13 protein-coding genes are annotated in these 16,555 nt (G+C 75.4%); 8 read left to right on the forward strand and 5 right to left on the reverse strand.

Annotated elements, in window-relative coordinates:
* Positions 1 to 31: 31 nt before the first annotated feature.
* The 4 genes from HL189_RS21700 to HL189_RS21715 all read left to right on the forward strand — a co-directional run bounded on the left by HL189_RS21700 (position 32) and on the right by HL189_RS21715 (position 4,506).
* Positions 32 to 988, forward strand: a complete 957-nt coding sequence (locus HL189_RS21700) for a LysR family transcriptional regulator (RefSeq protein ID WP_369135814.1) — start codon at positions 32 to 34, stop codon at positions 986 to 988.
* A 109-nt stretch (positions 989 to 1,097) separates the two neighbouring features.
* Entirely contained in the window at positions 1,098 to 2,420 is a 1,323-nt protein-coding gene (locus HL189_RS21705) for a flavin-containing monooxygenase (protein WP_369135815.1), read from the forward strand.
* Positions 2,417 to 3,127 carry an SDR family NAD(P)-dependent oxidoreductase gene (locus HL189_RS21710; protein WP_369135816.1) on the forward strand — a complete coding sequence of 237 codons (711 nt, stop codon included), beginning with the start codon at positions 2,417 to 2,419 and terminating at the stop codon, positions 3,125 to 3,127. The genes HL189_RS21705 and HL189_RS21710 overlap by 4 nt, the downstream gene beginning before the upstream one ends.
* Positions 3,128 to 3,183: 56 nt before the next feature.
* Positions 3,184 to 4,506: an ABC transporter substrate-binding protein gene (locus HL189_RS21715; protein WP_369135817.1), complete on the forward strand. Its 1,323-nt coding sequence runs from the start codon at positions 3,184 to 3,186 to the stop codon at positions 4,504 to 4,506.
* Between the two features lie 159 nt (positions 4,507 to 4,665).
* Here HL189_RS21715 and HL189_RS21720 read toward each other — a convergent pair whose 3' ends face one another.
* The 3 genes from HL189_RS21720 to HL189_RS21730 form a co-directional block, all read right to left on the reverse strand.
* Positions 4,666 to 5,853, reverse strand: a complete 1,188-nt coding sequence (locus HL189_RS21720) for an AAA family ATPase (RefSeq protein WP_369135818.1) — start codon at positions 5,851 to 5,853, stop codon at positions 4,666 to 4,668.
* 266 nt (positions 5,854 to 6,119) lie between these two features.
* Positions 6,120 to 6,512 carry a thiol-disulfide oxidoreductase DCC family protein gene (locus HL189_RS21725; RefSeq protein ID WP_369135819.1) on the reverse strand — a complete coding sequence of 131 codons (393 nt, stop codon included), beginning with the start codon at positions 6,510 to 6,512 and terminating at the stop codon, positions 6,120 to 6,122.
* A 21-nt stretch (positions 6,513 to 6,533) separates the two neighbouring features.
* The gene (locus HL189_RS21730) at positions 6,534 to 7,241 is read right to left on the reverse strand and encodes a TVP38/TMEM64 family protein (protein WP_369135820.1); all 708 of its coding nucleotides are present in this window, start codon (positions 7,239 to 7,241) and stop codon (positions 6,534 to 6,536) included.
* A 146-nt stretch (positions 7,242 to 7,387) separates the two neighbouring features.
* Between HL189_RS21730 and HL189_RS21735 the strand changes: the two genes are divergently transcribed.
* The 3 genes from HL189_RS21735 (at position 7,388) to HL189_RS21745 (ending at position 13,315) form a co-directional block, all read left to right on the forward strand.
* Complete coding sequence (locus HL189_RS21735) at positions 7,388 to 7,777, forward strand: phage holin family protein (RefSeq protein WP_369135821.1); 390 nt, start codon at positions 7,388 to 7,390, stop codon at positions 7,775 to 7,777.
* Between the two features lie 74 nt (positions 7,778 to 7,851).
* Positions 7,852 to 12,822 carry an NAD-glutamate dehydrogenase gene (locus tag HL189_RS21740; RefSeq protein WP_369135822.1) on the forward strand — a complete coding sequence of 1,657 codons (4,971 nt, stop codon included), beginning with the start codon at positions 7,852 to 7,854 and terminating at the stop codon, positions 12,820 to 12,822.
* 7 nt (positions 12,823 to 12,829) lie between these two features.
* The gene (locus HL189_RS21745; protein ID WP_369135823.1) at positions 12,830 to 13,315 is read left to right on the forward strand and encodes a PGPGW domain-containing protein; all 486 of its coding nucleotides are present in this window, start codon (positions 12,830 to 12,832) and stop codon (positions 13,313 to 13,315) included.
* 14 nt (positions 13,316 to 13,329) lie between these two features.
* Here HL189_RS21745 and HL189_RS21750 read toward each other — a convergent pair whose 3' ends face one another.
* A complete protein-coding gene (locus HL189_RS21750; protein ID WP_369135824.1) occupies positions 13,330 to 14,751 on the reverse strand; it encodes an amidase in 1,422 nt (473 codons plus the stop codon).
* Positions 14,752 to 14,772: 21 nt separating this feature from the next.
* Positions 14,773 to 15,534, reverse strand: a complete 762-nt coding sequence (yaaA, locus tag HL189_RS21755) for a peroxide stress protein YaaA (RefSeq protein ID WP_369135825.1) — start codon at positions 15,532 to 15,534, stop codon at positions 14,773 to 14,775.
* A 172-nt stretch (positions 15,535 to 15,706) separates the two neighbouring features.
* Here yaaA and HL189_RS21760 point away from each other — a divergent pair, with 172 nt between their 5' ends.
* A complete protein-coding gene (locus HL189_RS21760; protein WP_369135826.1) occupies positions 15,707 to 16,555 on the forward strand; it encodes a PP2C family serine/threonine-protein phosphatase in 849 nt (282 codons plus the stop codon).

The following is a 16,555-nucleotide window of genomic DNA, read 5'->3' on the forward strand; positions in this document are numbered from 1 at the left end:
GCCGCAGTTCGCCGGACCGAGGAGGAGCGCCGTGGCCGCTGCGCCCACGTTGCAGCAGCTGGGCTACTTCGTCGCGGCGGTGAAGCACGGGTCCTTCGTGGCGGCCGCGGAGGCGGTGCACATCGCGCAGCCGAGCCTGTCCGAGCAGATCCGCCGGCTCGAGCGCTCGCTCGGGGTGACGCTGTTCGTGCGCACCAACCGGCGTCTGCAGCTCACCGAGGCCGGCCGGGTGCTGCTGCCGCAGGCGCGGCGGACCCTCGCCGACGTGTCGGCGCTGCGGGAGAGCGTGCGGCACATCCAGGAGCTCTCCGGCGGCACGGTCTCGTTCGGGACGTTCTCCAGCGCCCACCTCTACCTGCTGACCGCGCTGGTCGGCGACTTCCGGTCGCAGTACCCCGGGGTGACCACGCGGGTGGTCGGGCTGAACAGCTCCGAGGTCGCCGAGCAGGTGCGCCGGGGCGAGCTGGAGGCCGGCCTGGTGCAGCTGCCCATCGACGAGCGCGGGCTGGACGTCGGCCCGCCGGTGCTCGTCGACTCCGTCGTCTACGTCAGCTCCGACGGCGAGCGGACGCGCGCGCCGGTGACGATCGAGCAGCTGGCGGCGGCGCCGCTGATCCTGTCCGAGGCGCGGTGGGGCGCCGAGGACCCGCTGCGGCGGTCGCTGACCGACCGCGCGCGGCGGGCCGGGCTGACCCTGCAGCCGCAGATCGAGGTGGAGTTCCAGACGGCGGCGGTCGAGCTGGCCGCGCACGGGCTCGGCGACTCGCTGGTCAGCTACCTGGTCACCCGGTGGCCGGGGTACCCGGGCCGGCTGCACTGGGTGCCGCTGGACCCGCCGGTGGTGGAGCGGTTCGCCTTCGTCACCCGGACCAACGGCGTCCTGTCGCCGGCGACGCGCATCTTCATGGACCTGGCGCACCGGCACGTCCGGGCACTCCAGCGGGCCGCCGACGCCGGGCCGCCACGTGGGCAGGCCGCGCTGCCATAGGCGGAGCCTCTGGACGGCGCTCGGAGTTGGGTCTTCACGGCGCACCGGGTGGCCGCACAGACTCGACTCCAGCGCGGGCCTCCCGGTCCGTCGCGGAGGGGAGTCGGACATGGCCGAGGTCGGGCAGCCACCCGCCGCGGGGCAGCGCATCTGCGTGATCGGGGCCGGTGCGGCCGGGCTCGAGGCGGTCCGGGTGCTCCGCGACGCCGGGCACGACGTGGTGGCGCTGGAGCGGACCGAGCGCGTCGGCGGCCACTGGCACACCGACTACGAGGCGCTGCACCTGATCACCCCGCGGGACGTCTCCGGCTTCGAGGGCGTCCCGATGCCCGCCGACTACCCGCTGTTCCCGAGCAAGGAGCAGGTGATCCGGTACCTCGACGGCTTCGCCGACCGGTTCCGCCTGCGTGCGCACGTGCGCACGGGCGCCGAGGTGGTGTCGGTGACCAGCCCGGACGCCGGCCGGAGCGGCTGGGACGTCGCGACGGCGGACCGGACGACGGAGCACTTCGACGCCGTCGTCGTCGCCAACGGCCACCACTGGGACCCTGCGCTGCCGGAGATGGCCGCGGCGTTCACCGGCCGGTCCCTGCACTCCTCGCAGTACCGCACCGCCGACGACCTGGTGGGGGAGCGGGTGCTGGTCGTCGGTGCGGGGAACTCCGGCTGCGACCTGGCCGTGGACGCCGTCCACGCCCGCCGGCAGGTCAGCATCGCGATGCGGCGCGGTCAGGTGTTCCAGCCCAAGACGTTCTTCGGCAAGGGCCGCAACCAGCTGCCCCTGCTCGCGAAGCTGCCGATGTGGCTGGCCGAGCGGGTGCAGCGCGAGCTGGTCCGGATCTCGGTGGGGAGCGCCGCGGACTACCCGGGTCTGCAGGAGCCGGTGACCCGCAACCTGAACCGGCAGCCGCCGGTGGTCAACGACCTGCTGCTCTACTGGCTGCAGCACGGGCGGATCACCGCCCGGCCCGGCGTGACGGGGGTGTCCGGCCGCACGGTCACCTTCACCGACGGCAGCAGCGGTGAGTTCGACACCGTGCTGTGGGCCACCGGGTTCCGGGTCACCCTGCCGTTCCTCGCGCCGGACCTGCTGACCTGGCGGAGCGGGGTGCCGCTGCGGGTCGGCGGGATGACCGTGCCGGTGGGCGTCGCCCGGCTGTACACCGTCGGGCTGGCCAGTCCCCGCGGGGCGCAGTTCCCGGTGTTCAGCGCCCAGGCGCGGCTCGCCGCCCGGCTGCTGGGGCTGGAGGGCCGGACGGCGCGGCCGCTGCACCAGGAGCTCCTGGCCGCCGGGCCACCCGATGACCGGGTCGACGTGCTGCGGCCGTTGTGGACCGAGCAGGTCACGCGCAGCAACCGGGTGCTGGACCGGCTGGAGCGGACCGCGGCGCCCGCCGTCGCGCGCCCGAGCCTCTCGGCGGCCGTCCGATGAGCGACACGGTCGTGGTCACCGGGGCGGCCAGCGGGATGGGCCGGGCGGTCGTCGACCGCTTCCTGGCGGCGGGTGACCGGGTGGTCGCCGTCGACCGGGACGCCGGGCAGCTCGAGGCGCTGGCGGCGGAGGCCGGTCCGGCGCTGCTGCCGCTCGCGGTGGACGTCACCGACCGGGCGGCGGTCGAGGAGGGGCTGGCCGGGCTGCTGGACGGCGCCCCGGTGCGGTCGGTGGTGAACGCCGCGGGCATCTACCCGCCCACCACGCTGGCGGACTACACCGCCGAGCTGCACGACCGGATCTTCGCGGTCAACGTGTTGGGGACGCTGAACGTCACCGCCGCGGCGCTGCCCCACCTGCGGGCCGGCGGGGGAGGGGCGGTGGTCAACTTCGCCTCCGTGGACGCCTTCGCGGTGTCGCCGGGTCAGCTGCTCTACAGCGCCTCCAAGGCCGCGGTGCTGTCGCTGACCAAGTCGCTGGCGATCGAGCTGGCCCCGGACCGGATCGTGGTGAACGCGGTCGCGCCGGGCTGGGTGGACACCCCCGGGAACGCGGCCACCGGCCGGATGGCGGACGTGGCGGCGGGGATCCCCCTCGGCCGGGTCGCCCAGCCGGACGAGGTGGCGCTGTGGGTCCAGCGGCTGGCCGAGCCCGGCTACGTCACCGGCGAGACGGTCGTCATCGCCGGTGGCAGCGCGATGCGCTGACTCGTACGACCCGCACCATGCCTGCCCCGACCCGTCCCTACCGAAGGAGCACCGCGATGCGCACTCCCACACCCCTGCGGGCCGCCGCCCTCGCCGCCGCCGCGCTGTTGACCGTCACCGCCTGCGGGGGTGGCGACGACGACGCCGCGGAGAGCGCCGGCAGCGCCGAGAAGCAGGTCAACGTCTACGGCGCCGACGGCAACATGAACAACGGGCTCGGGGAGGACTTCACCGAGCCCGGGGTGCTCGCCGGCATGCGGGGCACCGTGCTGCTGACCGATCTCGGGACCGAGTTCCGGGACCGGCTGCTGGCGATCGACCCCGGCCTGACGAACTTCAACACGGCGGGGGAGACCTACGACGCGGTGGTGATCACCGCGCTCGCGGCGCAGCTGGCGGGCAGCAACCAGGCGACGACGTTCGCCCCGTACGTGAACGGGGTGACGTTCGGCGGGGAGGTCTGCACGGACTTCGCGTCGTGCTCGGCGGTGGTCTCGGCCGGGGGGAACCCGGACTACGACGGTGTCGTGGGGCCGCTGGCGTTCACCGACGTGGGGGAGCCGTCGCAGGCGAGCTTCGCGATCGAGAGCTTCACCGAGGAGAACGGCATCGACGAGGCGGCGCGCGAGTTCCAGCTGGTGGGGGACCCCGCGGACGCGAGCACCGACGAGGGGCCGGCGCCGGCCGCCCCGGGGACGACGGGGGAGCCGCTGGTCATCGGGAGCCTGACGCCGCAGACCGGGACGCTGAGCTACCAGGGGCCGCAGCAGCTGGCGGCCCTGCAGCTGGCGGTGGACGACGTGAACGCGGCCGGGGGAGTGCTCGGGCAGCCGGTGCAGCTGGTCACCGGTGACTCGGGGGACGCCTCCACCGACATCGCCACGCAGACCGCCGACCGGCTGCTGCAGGCCGGGGCCAACGCGATCGTGGGCGCGTCGTCGTCCGGGGTCAGCCTCACCGTGATCGACAAGATCACCGGTGCGGGCGTGATGATGATCAGCCCGGCCAGCACGTCGGACGAGCTGACCGACTACGACGACAAGGGGCTGTTCTTCCGCACGGTGCCGCCGGACACCCTGCAGGCGCGGGCGCTGGCCGACCTGATCGGTGCGGACGGCAACAACACCGTGGGCATCCTGGCGCTGAACGACCCCTACGGCGTGGGGCTGGCCGAGAACACGCGCGCCAACCTGATCGGCGACGGGCTCGCCGAGGACGCGGTGGTCAGCATCGTCTACGACCCGCAGGCCGCCAACTACGACTCCGAGGTGCAGCGCATGGTGGACCTCAACCCCGACGGCATCCTCGTCATCGGGTTCGAGGAGACCAGCCGGATCATCGAGGGCCTCAACGCGCAGGGGATCGGCCCGCAGCGCTGAGCTCCGGCTGCGGCCCACTTCCCGGCCCCTCGGCCGCCTCCCCCGAGGCCGCCGCGGCGACCGCCGCCCGGAACGGGCGCGGTGGGGTCGCCTCGGTGGGATGCACGCGGCGGACTGTCGCACGTCGGCGGTCCGGATCAGGCGCCTGCGAAGGCTGCGTCAGTCCGCGTGGCGGAGCAGGTACCGGCCGAAGTGCGGCACGGTGAAGGCGATCTGGCCCCGCTCGGCGGAGTAGACCAGCCCCTTCTTGATCAACGAGTCGCGGGCGGGCGACAGCGACGCCGGCTTGCGGCCCAGCGAGGTCGCCACCTCCGCGGTGGCCACGGCGTTGCCGGCCGGGCCGCCGAGCTCGGCCATCGCCCGCATGTACTCCCGCTCGGCGGGGGTGGCCCGGTCGTACCGGGAGCCGAAGAACCCGACGGCGAGCTCCGCCTCGGCGGCGGGTGCGGCCATCGCGACGTCCGCCGCGGTGATGGGGGAGGCGGCGGCGAGGTCCCAGGTGACCTTCCCGTACGCCTGCACGAAGTACGGGTAGCCGTCCGCCGCGTGGTACAGCGCGTCCAACGCCTCCTGCTCGAACGTCACGTCCTCCCGCTCGGCCGGCGCGATGAGCGCCCGGTCGGCGGCGGTCCGGTCCAGCCGGTCGATCCGCAGGTAGCGGAACAGCCGCTCCGAGTAGCTCTTCGACGCCGACAGCACCGCGGGCAGGTGGGGGAGCCCCGCGCCGACGACGATGAGCGGCGCGCCCTGCTGGGACAGCTCGTGGCACGCAGCGCAGATGGCCGAGACGTCGTCGCTCTGCACGTCCTGCATCTCGTCGATGAACACCGCGATGCCGCGCCCGACGTCCGCCGCGAGCCCGGCCGCGTCGCTGAGCAGCTCGACCAGGTCGATCTCCATGTCGCCGGAGTCCGCGCGGCCCATCGCCACCGGGACGTCGATCCCCGGCTGCCAGCGCTCCCGGACCTTCGCCCCGGCGTCCGAGCCGCGCAGCGCGAACGCCTTGAGCACGCCGAGGACGGCGTCCATCGAGTCCTGGTCGGGGTGCCGCAGCTCGCGCAGCGCCATGTGCAGCGCCGCGGACAGCGGCCGGCGGAGCGACTGGTCCGGGCGGGCCTCGATCTTCCCGGTGCCCCAGCCCCGGCTGATCGCCGCCGAGCGCAGCTGGTTGAGCAGCACCGTCTTGCCGACCCCGCGCAGGCCGGTGAGCACCAGGGACCGCTCCGGGCGCCCCGCGGCGATCCGCTCGAGGACGACGTCGAACGCCGACAGCTCCGCGTCCCGTCCGGCGAGCTCGGGTGGGCGCTGCCCGGCGCCGGGCGCGTACGGGTTCCGGACGGGATCCATGGCGAGGAGGCTATTCGGTCGTCTAGCTCCGGCGATAGACATGCGTAGACCCCGGCATCGCGCGACTCGACCGCCGTCTAAGGACCTCTAGCGTCGTAGCTAGAAGTCTCAAGACAGCATCAGACCATGCTGCGACCCGTCGCCCGCCGTCCGGTGGCGGCGACGACAACGGTAGCAGAGTCATCGAACGTGTGTTCGAATGCCAGTGCACGCAGGAAAGCTCGCGAGGAGCGTCTGCGGCTCTCTCGGCACTGCCCTAGAGAGGGCTAGACGGCTGAAGAAGGAGGGGATCGATGCGGAGCCGCGCACGCCGGCGTCCCACCCGGCAGCCGCATCCGGTTCGCCGCGACGACCCGGTAGACGACCTGGGCCAGCCAGCTGACCGGCGGGACGGCGAGCAGCCACCCGAGCAGCAGCCACACCCCGCCCGCCGCGCGCAGCGCCCGGGAGACGGCGGTCGCGCCGCCGGCCACCCGGCCGTCCGCGCCGATCCACAGCGCCTCCCGCTGCGCCCGCTCCGCGGTGGTGCCGAGCGCGGCCAGGTCGGCGAACTGCCAGGCGGTGACCGCCACACCGGCCGGCAGGACCCGCCGGGCCACCTCGGCGGACCGCGTGCAGAACCCGCAGTCCCCGTCGAAGAGGAGGGTGGGTCGGGGCACGGGGTCCTCCAGGGAGGCAGGTCAGGCCGGGGCGGTCCGCCGGCGGGACCACCAGCGTGCCCCGAGGAGGGCCACCGCGGCCAGGGTGAGCGGAACGAGGCTGAGCAGCAGCGACGGGCCGCCGTCCGTCCCGGCCGCGCCCACCGTCGCACCCACGGCGACGTGCAGCACCGTGCCGGGCACCAGCCCGATCGACGATCCGGCCAGGTAGTCGCGCCACCGCATGCCCGAGAGCCCCGCCGCGTAGCTGACCAGGGTGAACGGGGCGACCGGGATCAGGCGGCCGGTGAGCACGGCCAGCGCGCCGCGGCGGGTGAGGAGGGCGTCGGCCCGGGCCAGCCGCGGTCCGGCCAGGCGGGCCACCGTCTCCCGACCCAGCCAGCGGGCCAGCGCGAACCCGGCCACCGCGCCGAGCACGCCGCTGCCCAGGGCCAGGGCCAGACCGCTCCAGAAGCCGGCGAGGACCCCGGCGAGCACCGAGAGGGCGGTGCGCGGCACCGGGGCGAGCGTGGCCAGCGCCAGGACGACGACGAGCGCAGCCCACCCCGCGGCGCCGGCGTTCCCGAGCCAGTCGCGCACCCACCCGGCCGACGGGACGTCGGCGACCACCGCGACCAGTGCACCGGCGGCGGTGAGCGCGACCAGGAGCAGGCCACGGAGCAGGGCCCGGCGGGGGAGGCGGCGCGCGGAGGAGGGGCCGGCCTCCGCCGGTGCCCGGGTGTCGGTCACGGGAGCCCAGTCTGACCGACCGCGGACACGGGCACCGCAACGCAGCGGGGAGAGCAGAACCGTCTGGCGTCGTCTAGCGACGACGCGAGACGGCCTTAGACGACGGCAGAGCCCGGTGGCAGGTCGTGGACGCTAGCGTCGGTGACGTGAACACGCTTCTGAGGTTCGCGCTCCGGGTCGTGGTCCTGGCGGCGATCATCTACTTCGTCACCCGGCTGGCCGACGGCATCCAGGTCGTCCCCAACCCGGCGGGCACGCTCGGCGAGACCGGCACCTACCTGTGGGTGGCCCTGCTGTTCGCGCTGGTCAACTCGGTCGTGGGGCCGGTGCTCCGGTTGTTCTCGCTCCCGTTCGTGGTGTTCACGCTGGGCCTGTTCCTGCTCGTGGTGAACGCGGCGTTGCTGGCCATCACCGCCGCCCTGTCGGCCCGGTTGTACGTCGACGGCTTCTGGACGGCGGTCGTCGGCGGCTTCCTGATCGCGCTGTTCAGCTGGATCGCGGAGCTCCTCCTGCCGCTGAGGGTGCGCGCGGGCTGAGCGGCGCGCCCGGGACCCCGGCCGGGCGCCGAAGTGCGTGCAGCCGACCGGCCCGGCTACTAGCGTCGGGGAGCATGGCCCGCCCCGGTTCCGTGTCCGATCGGTCCGCATCGCCGGACTCCCGCATCGACCCGGAGGACGCCGCGGCCGGGCCGCACACCGCCGTCCCGGCGCTGGACCGCACGGTCGACCTCGCCTCCCTGGAGGCCGCGCAGGACGAGAAGCGCCGCCTGCTCGACCGAGCCGCGGAGGCCGCCTCCGAGCTGGTGGGCGGGCAGCGTGACCTGCCCGTCGACACCCTGACCCTGCTGCACCGCTTCTACGCGGGGGAGCCCGCCGCCGAGGTCATCGGCCACGAGCCGGCCGACCTCGCGCGGCTCGCCGTCGGCCACCTGCGGCTGGCCGCCCGGCGGGCCCGCGGCACGGCCCTCATCGACGTGGACCGCCCGCCCGCGGGCCGGGCGGTGCTGCGCGTGGTGGTCGACGACATGCCCCACCTCGTCGACTCCGTCACCGCCGAGGTGGTCCGGCAGGGCGTCACGCTGGACCACGTCGTGCACCCGGTCGTGGTCGTCCGCCGGGAGGACGACGGCGGCCTGCTGGCCTTCTGCGACAGCGCCGACGCCGCCGCGTGCGGGACCGACGCGCTCGCCGAGTCCTGGATGGCGGTCGTGCTCGGCGGCCCGGTGGACGACGAGGCCGCCGCGGACCTGCGGGACGGACTGGAGCGGGTGCTCACCGACGTCCGGCGCAGCCACGAGGACGCCGTCGCGCTCGACGACCGCGCCACCGAGGTCGCCGGCCTGCTCGACCGGCTGCCCGCCGCGGGCGACATCGACCACCCCGCCGAGGACCCGGCCGAGGCCGCCGCGTTCCTGCGCTGGCTCGCCGACGGGAACTTCCTCTTCCTCGGCGCGCGCACCGTCGAGATCGTCGACGGCCGGGCCGAGCCGACCGTGGTGGCGGGGTCGGAGCTCGGCGTGCTGCGCAGCTCCGGCGGGCGGGGCACCTCCGTGGCGCCGCCCGGGCTGGCCACCGGCGGGCACCGCCGGGTACGGGTCACCAAGGGCGACGCCCGGTCCTCGGTGCACCGGCCGGGCTGGCTGGACCTCGTCGTCGTCGACCTGCCCGCGGACCAGGCCGGCCCCCACCGGCAGCACCTGCTGGTCGGCCTGTTCCCCAACGAGGCGTACACCAGCAGCGTCCGCGACGTGCCGGTGGTGCGCCGGATCGTCGCCTCGGTCCTCGAGCGGTCGGAGGTGCCCGCGGACAGCCACACGGGCAAGGAGCTGCTCGACGTCCTCGAGACCTACCCGCGCGACGAGCTCCTGCAGGTCGACGTCGACGAGCTGCTGCCGGTCGCCCTCGCGGTGCTGCACCTGCGCGAGCGGCGGCAGACCCGCCTCTTCCTGCGCCGCGATCCGTTCGGCCGGTTCTTCTCCGCGTTGGTCTACCTGCCCCGCGACCGCTACACCACCGAGGTCCGCCAGGCGATGCAGCAGCTGCTGCTCGAGCGGCTGGGCGGCACCCACGTGGAGTTCACCGTGCGCTCCAGCGAGTCCCTGCTCACCCGGCTGCACTTCGTCGTCCGCGTGCCGGTGAGCCGGCGGGACGGCCCCTCCCTGCCCGACGTCGACGTCCCGGCGCTGGAGTCGGCGCTCGCCGCCGCGACGCGCAGCTGGACCGACGACCTGTCCGACGCGCTGGCCGCGCAGTACGGCGACGAGGCGCCGCGGCTGCTCGCCCGGGTCGCCGACGCCTTCCCCGCCGCCTACCAGGAGGACTTCCCGGCCACGGCGGCCGTCGAGGACCTGGCCCGGCTGGAGCGGCTCGCGCCCGGCGCGGTGGACCTGCGCCTGCGCGCCCCGCGCGACCCGGCTGACGGCGAGCGGCGGCTGTCGGTCTACCGGGTGGGGGAGCGGCTGCTGCTGTCCGACGTCCTGCCGGTCCTGCAGCACATGGGCGTCGACGTCCTGGACGAGCGGCCCTACGAGATCGACCGGATCGGCGCGCCACCGGCCTGGGTGTACGACTTCGGTCTGGCGTCGCCGACCGCGGAGGTGCCCTTCGTCGGCTCGCTGCCGGAGCGTTTCACCGAGGCGGTCACGGCCGTGTGGGCCGGGCGGGCCGAGGACGACGCGCTCAACGCCCTCGTGCTGCTGGCCGGGCTCACCTGGCGGCAGGTCGCCGTGCTCCGTGCGTACGTGCAGTGGCTGCGGCAGGGCGGGCTCCCCTTCGGCCAGAGCTACGTCGAGGAGACCCTCGCCGCCCAGCCGGGCATCGTGGCCCGGCTGGTCGCGCTGTTCGAGACCCGGTTCCACCCCGACCGGGCGGCCGGCCGGGAGAAGCGGTCGGCCGACCTGGTGGCCTCGCTCACCGAGGCGATCGGGGAGGTCGAGTCCCTGGACGCCGACCGCGTGCTCTCCGCCCTGCTGGCCGCCGTCCAGGCCACGGTGCGGACGACGGCCTACACCACGGGCGTCCTCGGCGGCACCGCGCCGCTGGCCCTGAAGCTCGACCCGCACGGCGTCCCGGACCTGCCCGAGCCGCGCCCCGCCCGCGAGGTCTGGGTGAGCTCCCCGCGGGTGCGCGGCGTGCACCTGCGCTTCGGCGCGGTGGCCCGCGGCGGCCTGCGCTGGAGCGACCGCCCGGAGGACCTGCGCACCGAGGTGCTCGGGCTGGTGAAGGCGCAGACGGTGAAGAACACGGTCATCGTGCCCACCGGCGCCAAGGGCGGGTTCGTCGTCCTGCGGCCGCCGGCCGACGGCGCCTCCCGTGACCAGGTCCTCGCCGAGGGCAAGGCCTGCTACACGCTGTTCATCGGCGCGCTGCTGTCGCTGACCGACAACCTGGTCGAGGGCCGGGTCGTGCCGCCGGAGGGCGTGGTCCGGCACGACGGCGACGACACCTACCTGGTCGTCGCCGCCGACAAGGGGACCGCCACCTTCTCCGACCTGGCCAACTCCATCGCCCTGGAGCGCGGGTTCTGGCTCGGTGACGCGTTCGCCTCCGGCGGCTCGGTCGGCTACGACCACAAGGCGATGGGCATCACCGCCCGCGGCGCCTGGGAGTCGGTCACCCGGCACTTCCGTGAGCTCGACGTGGACGTGCAGAGCCAGGAGGTCACCGTCGTCGGCGTCGGCGACATGTCCGGCGACGTGTTCGGCAACGGGATGCTCCTCTCGGAGCACCTGCGGCTGGTCGCGGCCTTCGACCACCGGCACGTCTTCGTCGACCCGACGCCGGACGCCGCCACCTCCTTCGCCGAGCGGCGGCGGCTGTTCGCCCTGCCGCGCTCCTCGTGGGCCGACTACGACGCGTCGCTGATCAGCGACGGCGGTGGGGTCTGGCCGCGGACCGCGAAGTCCATCCCGGTCTCCGGCCCGATGCGCACGGCGCTGGGGCTGGCCGACGACGTGACGGCGCTCAGCCCGGTCGAGCTCATCCGGGCGGTCCTCCTCGCCCCGGTCGACCTGCTGTTCAACGGCGGCATCGGCACCTACGTGAAGGGATCGACGGAGAGCCACCTGGACGTCGGGGACAAGGCCAACGACGCGGTCCGCGTCGACGGCGGGGACCTGCGCGTGCGGGTCGTCGGCGAGGGCGGCAACCTCGGCCTCACCCAGCGCGGGCGGGTCGAGTACGCGCTGGCCGGCGGGCGGGTGAACACCGACGCGATCGACAACTCGGCCGGCGTCGACACCTCCGACCACGAGGTCAACATCAAGATCGCGCTGAACCGGGTGGTGGACGACGGCCAGCTGGACGCCGACGGACGAGCCCGGCTGCTCGTCGAGATGAGCGACGAGGTCGCCGCCGCCGTCCTGACCGACAACTACGCGCAGAACGCCGTCCTGGCGGGCGAGGTCGCCTCCGCGCGCAGCCTGGCCGACGCGCACCGGCGGTACCTGCGGGCACTGGAGCTGGGCGGGCGGCTGGACCGCGCGGTCGAGGACCTGCCCACCGACCGGGCCATCGCCGAGCGGCGCCGGGACAACCAGGGACTGACCCAGCCCGAGCTCTGCGTGCTGCTGGCCTACGCCAAGATCGAGGTCGCCGACGCGGTGCTCGACTCGCGGCTGCCCGACGACCCGGCGCTGGAGGAGCTGCTCAGCGACTACTTCCCGGCCCCGCTGCGGCGCCGGTTCCCCGCCGCGCTCGCCGACCACCCGCTGCGCCGGGAGATCGTGGCCACCGCGCTGACCAACCGGGCGGTCAACACCGCGGGGATCACCGGGCTGTTCCGGCTGGCGGAGGAGACCGGGGCACCGCTGGTGGCGGTGGTGCGGGCGCACGCCGTCGCCCGCGCGGTCTACGACGCCGACCGGCTCTGGGACGCCGCCCGCGAGCTGGACAACGTCGTGCCCGCCGCCGTCCAGGTGCAGATCCGGACCGAGGCCACCCGGCTGGCCGAGCGGGCCACCCGCTGGCTGCTGCGGGTGCCCGAGCTCACCGCCGGCGACGCACCCTCCCTGCGGGAGGTCGCGGACCGGTTCGCCCCGTCGGTGGCCGCCGTGCGGTCCGGGCTCCCCAGCTGGCTGCTGGGCGCCGACGCCGAGGCGCACGCCGCGCTGACCGCGGAGCTGCGCAGCGCGGAGGTGCCGGAGGCGCTCGCCGCCGAGGTCGCCGTGGCGTCGCTGCTGCCGGCCGCGCTGGACCTGGCCGTGGTGGCCGAGGCGACCGGCGCGCCGATCGCGCTGGCCGGGCAGGTCTCCCAGTGCCTGGCCGAGCGGCTGGGGCTGGCGCCGCTGCGGGAACGGGTGATCGCGCTGCCCCGGGACCGCCGGTGGAACTCCATGGCGCGGGCCTCGCTGCGCGACGACCTGGACACCGAGCAGGCGACGCTGACCGCCGAGGTGCTGGGACTGCGCAGCGGCGACGGCGACCCCGCACCGGCGCTGGTGGAGCGCTGGGAGCAGCAGTGGGACGGCGGCCAGCGCCGGTCCGCGCTCCAGCTGGCCGAGCTCGCCGGCGGGGACAAGCACGAGCTGCCGGAGCTGCTGGTCGCCGTCCGCACGCTGCGGGGCCTCCGCCGCCGCGCCTGAGCGACGCATGGACCACGGCCCGGTGGGGCACAACCGGGCGGTGAAGACCGTCGTCGTCGCCGTCCTCGGCGGCCTGCTCACCCTGTCCGGCGTCGCCCTGCTGGTGCTGCCCGGCCCCGGGTTCGTGCTCGTGGCGGCCGGCCTGGCCGTGCTGGGCACCCGCTTCTCCTGGGCGAAGAAGCCGCTGGACTACGCCAAGGAGAAGGCGCAGGAGGGCGTCGAGGAGGTCGGCAAGAGCCCCTGGCGCGCCGCCGGCGCCGTCCTGGCGGCGCTGGTCCTGGTCGCGCTGGGGGTGCTGGCGCTGGTCGGGGTCGACCTGCCGCTGATGAACTCGATCACCGCCGTGGTCCTCATCATCTCGGGCCTGTTCCTGATCGGCACGGTCGTCTTCGCCCGTCGCCTGGAGAAGATCGAGCAGGCCCGCGCCCGCCGCCCGGCCGGGGTGCCGGGCACCGGTGGTGCCTACCGGGCCGCCGCGCCCAGCGGCAGCTGAGCGGAGGGGCCGCCTCAGCCGAGGTCGGGACGGCGGCGGCCGAACCCGGTCGCCTGCTCGAAGGCGTGCCCGACCTCCAGCAGCCGCCGGTCGGCCCGCGGCGCCGTGACCAGCTGCAGGCCCACGGGCAGCCCGTCGGCGGTGACCCCGCCGGGCACCGAGAGCGCCGGGCAGCCGGTCGCGGAGATCAGCGTGCAGGAGCGCATCCAGCTGACGTAGTCGTCCATCTGCACGCCGGCGACCTCGGTCGGGTACTCGACCTCGACCGGGAACGGCAGCACCTGGGTCGTGGGGGCGAGCAGCACGTCGTACCGGTCGAAGAAGGCCACCACCCGCTGGTACAGCTGGGTGTGCGCCACCTCCGCGCGGCCCACGTCGGCGCCGGTGAGCTCCGCGCCGCGGGCGGCGTTCCAGCGGATCGTCTCCTTCACCTTGTCCGGGTGCCGCCGGACGAGGTCGCCGTAGCTGGCCTCGAACAACCAGGCCCGCAGGACGCCGAACACCTCGTCGGCGCCGCGCAGGTCCGGGCAGGCCTCCTCCACGGTGGCGCCGAGGTCGGTGAAGACGCCCAGGGACGCCTCCAGCGTGGCGGTGATGGCCGGGTCGACCGGGATGCGGCCGCCCAGGTCCGGCGCCCAGGCCACCCGCAGGCCGGTGAGCTCGGTCGGGAGGGGTGCGGCGAAGCCGGCGGGGTCGTCGGTCAGCGAGATCGGCACCCGCGGGTCCGGTCCGGCCAGCACCGAGAGCTGCAGCGCCACGTCGGCCACCGTCCGGCCCATCGGCCCCTGGACCGACAGCTGCGACCAGCCGATCGCGGTCGGGTGCGTGGGCACCCGGCCGGGCGTCGGGCGCAGCCCGACGACGTTGCAGAACGCGGCGGGGTTCCGCAGCGAGCCGCCCATGTCGCTGCCCTCGGCGAGCGGCACCAGGCCCGCGGCGAGGGCGGCGGCCGCACCGCCGGAGGAGCCGCCCGCCGAGAAGCCGTGCCGGTACGGGTTGTGGGTCGCGCCGAAGACCGGGTTGAAGGTGTGCGAGCCGGCCGCGAACTCCGGCACGTTGGTCTTGCCGACCCGGATCGCGCCGGCCGCCTTCAGCCGCGCGACGACCAGCTCGTCCCGGGCGGGGACCGTCTCCGCGTGCAGGGGGGAGCCCCACGTCGTCCGCATGCCGCCGGTGGCGTGGGTGTCCTTGTGCGCGACGGGCAGGCCGTGCAGGGGGCCGACGGGTCCCCCCGCGGCGAGGGCGGCGTCGGCCGCGTCGGCCGCCGCGCGGGCGCCCTCGGCGTCCAGCGTGACGATCGCGTTCAGCGCGGGGTTCAGCCGCCCGATGCGGTCCAGGTGGGCGTCGAGCAGCTCGCGGGCGGACACCTCGCCGTCGCGGACCAGGGCGGCCAGCTCGGTCGCCGGACGGGTGCAGAGGTCGTCGAGGTCGCTCACCCCGGCGACCGTACTGGGTCGTCAGCGGGTGACGGCGTCCGCCGGGACGATGAGGGTGAGCTGCGTCCCGTTCGCGGAGTGTTCCACGTGCAACCCGTTCCGCCGGAGCAGCGCCCGCAGCCGGACGACGGAGTCCGGCTCGGCGGTCGTCGTCGCCAGCAGCCGCGCCAGCCGTCCCTTGTGCGCCTTGTTGAAGTGGCTCACCACCGCCCGGGTGCCGTCCGGGCGCTCGCTCAGCACCTGCACGGTCACCGCGCCGGGCACCGGGGCGAGCTCCGCGTACGCCCCCGAGCGCAGGTCGACCACCAGCTCCCCGGTCGCGGCCAGCACGTCGGTGAGGCCCGGCTTCCACAGCGAGCGGAGGGAGGGTGACCCGGGCAGGGCGGAGCCGGCCGACAGCCGGTACGCCGGCACCGGGTCCTCCGCCCGGACGACGCCGAACAGCGCCGACCCCACGGCCAGCCGGGTCGCGGCCCGCCGGCGCTGGGCCCGGGTCATCGACCGGACGTCCAGCGCGTCGTAGAGCACCCCGGTGTACCGCTCGATCGCCGGCATCGTCGGGCTGGTCCGCAGCGCCGCGTTGCGGGCGATCTCGCCGTCCTGCGCGGGGGAGAGCCCCAGCGCGGCACGGGCGGCCGGGACATCGGCGGCCAGCGCGACCAGCGCGTCCACCAGATGCTCGCGGAGCGGGGTCAGCTCCGGCGCCGTCAGCGCGGTGAGGTCGAGCGGACCCCCGGAGCCGCCGGGGTGCTTGGTCTCCGAGGGGGGCAGCAGCACGAGCACGGACGACGACGGTACGTGGCCGGCCCGGGCGGTCGGCGGACCGTGCCGGGTGGTGCCGGAGGGGCGCAGCGCCACGCCGGGGGACGGCCGCGGGTGCCGCGGGACCGCGTCAACTACCGTTCGTCGACCCCCGCGTGCGCGCGGCTCCCGGGTCGGCGGAGGAGGTGGCGGCGTGCTCGTGCTCGACACGGCTGCCGTCTCCACGCGCGGACCCCGGCCGGACAACCAGGACTCCGCCGTCGGCGGCCCCCTGCTGGTCGCCATCGCCGACGGCGTCGGCGGGAACGTCGGCGGCGCGGTGGCCTCCTCGCTGGTGGCCAGCTGGCTGGCGCCGCTCGCCTCCGGGGCGGAGGGGGACGGCGGGGAGGACCCGGTCCGGGTGGTGGCCAGCGCGAACGAGCGGATCCGCGCCGCCTACACCGAGCGGCCGCGGCTGCGGACGATGGCGACGACGCTGACCGCGGTGCACTCCGACACCGAGGGCCTGGTGCTCCTGCACATCGGCGACTCCCGGGGCTACCTGCTGCACGACGGCGAGCTGCGCCAGGTCAGCACCGACCACACCCTGGTGCAGGCGATGATCGACGCCGGGTCGCTCACCCCGGCCGAGGCGAAGGTGCACCCGCAGCGCTCGGCGGTGTACGCGGCACTGCACGGTGCGGACGACGACGTCGCCGCGCTGGACGTGATCCGGCTCGACGCCCGGCCCGGGGACCGCGTGATGGTCTGCTCGGACGGCCTGTCCGACGTCGTCCCCGCCGACGTGATCGGCCGTCTGCTGCAGACCGGCACCCCCGCCCAGGCGGCCGCGGCACTGCGCGACGCGGCCCTGGCCGGTCCGCCGACCGACAACATCACCGTCGTGGTCGGGGACGTGCGCGAGGCCGCGGTTGAGGACGCGCCGACGCGGCTGCTCACCGTCGGCGCGGCGAGCGAGCTGCGGGAGGAGACGGCGGAGGCACTGGAGGCGGCCTGGCCGGGCCCGGTGCCGGTGGGCCTCGCCCAGCACCGTCCGCACTGA

The sequence above is a fragment of the Modestobacter sp. I12A-02662 genome, assembly GCF_041028325.1.
In the GTDB taxonomy this organism is placed as follows: Bacteria; Actinomycetota; Actinomycetes; order Mycobacteriales; family Geodermatophilaceae; genus Modestobacter.

Bases quoted from the DNA above. Each gene is read 5' to 3' on its own strand.
- HL189_RS21705 (WP_369135815.1), top strand. From the start codon at position 1,098: ATGGCCGAGGTCGGGCAGCCACCCGCCGCGGGGCAGCGCATCTGCGTG.
- HL189_RS21710 (WP_369135816.1), top strand. From the start codon at position 2,417: ATGAGCGACACGGTCGTGGTCACCGGGGCGGCCAGCGGGATGGGCCGG.
- HL189_RS21715 (WP_369135817.1), top strand. From the start codon at position 3,184: ATGCGCACTCCCACACCCCTGCGGGCCGCCGCCCTCGCCGCCGCCGCG.
- HL189_RS21720 (WP_369135818.1), bottom strand. From the start codon at position 5,853: ATGGATCCCGTCCGGAACCCGTACGCGCCCGGCGCCGGGCAGCGCCCA.
- HL189_RS21740 (WP_369135822.1), top strand. From the start codon at position 7,852: ATGGCCCGCCCCGGTTCCGTGTCCGATCGGTCCGCATCGCCGGACTCC.
- HL189_RS21745 (WP_369135823.1), top strand. From the start codon at position 12,830: ATGGACCACGGCCCGGTGGGGCACAACCGGGCGGTGAAGACCGTCGTC.